At 54.3% G+C, this 2076-nt stretch carries 1 protein-coding gene and 2 rRNA genes; all 3 read right to left on the bottom strand.

Going from position 1 to position 2076, the window contains the following annotated elements; genetic code table 11:
- Positions 1 to 284: GIY-YIG nuclease family protein (locus tag AC1DMG_RS21785; RefSeq protein ID WP_477181116.1), on the bottom strand; the 284-nt coding region annotated here is incomplete at its 3' end.
- Between the two features lie 165 nt (positions 285 to 449).
- Positions 450 to 562: ribosomal RNA gene (rrf, locus tag AC1DMG_RS21780) — 5S ribosomal RNA — on the bottom strand.
- A gap of 134 nt (positions 563 to 696) precedes the next feature.
- Positions 697 to 2076: ribosomal RNA gene (locus AC1DMG_RS21775) — 23S ribosomal RNA — on the bottom strand; the annotation flags it as partial.

The following is a 2076-nucleotide window of genomic DNA, read 5'->3' as shown; positions in this document are numbered from 1 at the left end:
GGAGTCCTGGCCACTTTTTCCGCCAATCTCACGCAAAACACCCGCTTCTGCGCAGAAGTCATCTTCTTTGCCGCCGCCTCGGCTTTTGAGGCTTCAGAGCGGTTATCAAAGCGCTGCCAGCCCAGGATCCTGATGGGTTTGCGCGATCGCGTATATTTAGCACCCGTTCCCGCCTGATGTTGGGCAAAACGTCGTTCGACATCCGTTGTAATGCCGGTGTAGATCGTGTTGCCCTCGCATTCGAGCAGGTAAAGAAACCACGAGGCTTCGCCGTCGGCTGGCATTCGGATGATTTAAGAGGGGCGACGCGCAAAGGCAGCCGGAACAGTGATTATGCGTGCAGCTGACGCCCGGCGCAAAGAATCAGGCACAAGTGTACCGATCAGCGTAAACGAAGCCGCAAAAGCAAAACCCCCCAGTACTTTCGTACTGGGGGGTTTCAAGGGAGAGCCTGGCGATTACCTACTTTCACACGGGTATCCGCACTATCATCGGCGTGGAGTCGTTTCACGGTCCTGTTCGGGATGGGAAGGGGTGGTTCCAACTCGCTATGGTCACCAGGCATAAACGGTGGCCGCGTTGAGCMATGTTCAACGCAGCGAATAGGGATGTAGTAGRGGTTGTGCGTATCGGCCAAGCTGCTCGTTATCACGGCAGCGGCACGCGAYACTCAACCAGCAGAAACACACTGGTTATAGGATCAAGCCTTACGGGCAATTAGTACTGGTTAGCTTAACGCATTACTGCGCTTCCACACCCAGCCTATCAACGTCCTGGTCTCGAACGACCCTTCAAGGAGCTCAAGGCTCCAGGGAATCCTCATCTTCAGGCGAGTTTCCCGCTTAGATGCTTTCAGCGGTTATCTCTTCCGTACATAGCTACCCTGCGATGCCTCTGGCGAGACAACAGGTACACCAGCGGTACGTCCACTCCGGTCCTCTCGTACTAGGAGCAGCCCCCGTCAAGATTCCAACGCCCACGGCAGATAGGGACCAAACTGTCTCACGACGTTTTAAACCCAGCTCACGTACCTCTTTAAATGGCGAACAGCCATACCCTTGGGACCGGCTACAGCCCCAGGATGWGATGAGCCGACATCGAGGTGCCAAACACCGCCGTCGATATGAACTCTTGGGCGGTATCAGCCTGTTATCCCCRGAGTACCTTTTATCCGTTGAGCGATGGCCCTTCCATWCAGAACCACCGGATCACTATGTCCTGCTTTCGCACCTGCTCGACTTGTCGGTCTCGCAGTTAAGCACGCTTTTGCCATTGCACTTTAGGTACGATGTCCGACCGTACCAAGCGTACCTTCGAACTCCTCCGTTACACTTTGGGAGGAGACCGCCCCAGTCAAACTGCCTACCATGCACTGTCCCCGACCCGGATTCACGGGCCAAGGTTAGAACCTCAAACAAACCAGGGTGGTATTTCAAGGACGGCTCCACGCAGACTAGCGTCCACGCTTCAAARCCTCCCACCTATCCTACACAGATCGGTTCAAAGTCCAATGCAAAGCTACAGTAAAGGTTCATGGGGTCTTTCCGTCTAGCCGCGGGGAGATTGCATCATCACAAACACTTCAACTTCGCTGAGTCTCGGGAGGAGACAGTGTGGCCATCGTTACGCCATTCGTGCAGGTCGGAACTTACCCGACAAGGAATTTCGCTACCTTAGGACCGTTATAGTTACGGCCGCCGTTTACCGGGACTTCAATCAAGAGCTTGCACCCCATCATTTAATCTTCCGGCACCGGGCAGGCGTCACACCCTATACGTCCACTTTCGTGTTTGCAGAGTGCTGTGTTTTTATTAAACAGTCGCAGCCACCATTTTATTGCAACCCCTTCACCCTCCTGGCGCAGGCCAGTCAAGCTACAAGGGCGTACCTTATCCCGAAGTTACGGTACCAATTTGCCGAGTTCCTTCTCCCGAGTTCTCTCAAGCGCCTTAGAATACTCATCTCGCCCACCTGTGTCGGTTTGCGGTACGGTCTCGTATGACTGAAGCTTAGAGGCTTTTCTTGGAACCACTTCCAATTGCTTCGCAGCTCTAGGCCGCTCGCCCCATATCCTTG

This window comes from Dyella sp. 01N36, assembly GCF_056399745.1.
Note: the sequence above shows the minus strand (reverse complement) of the source record. Positions and strands in the feature narration are given on the sequence as shown.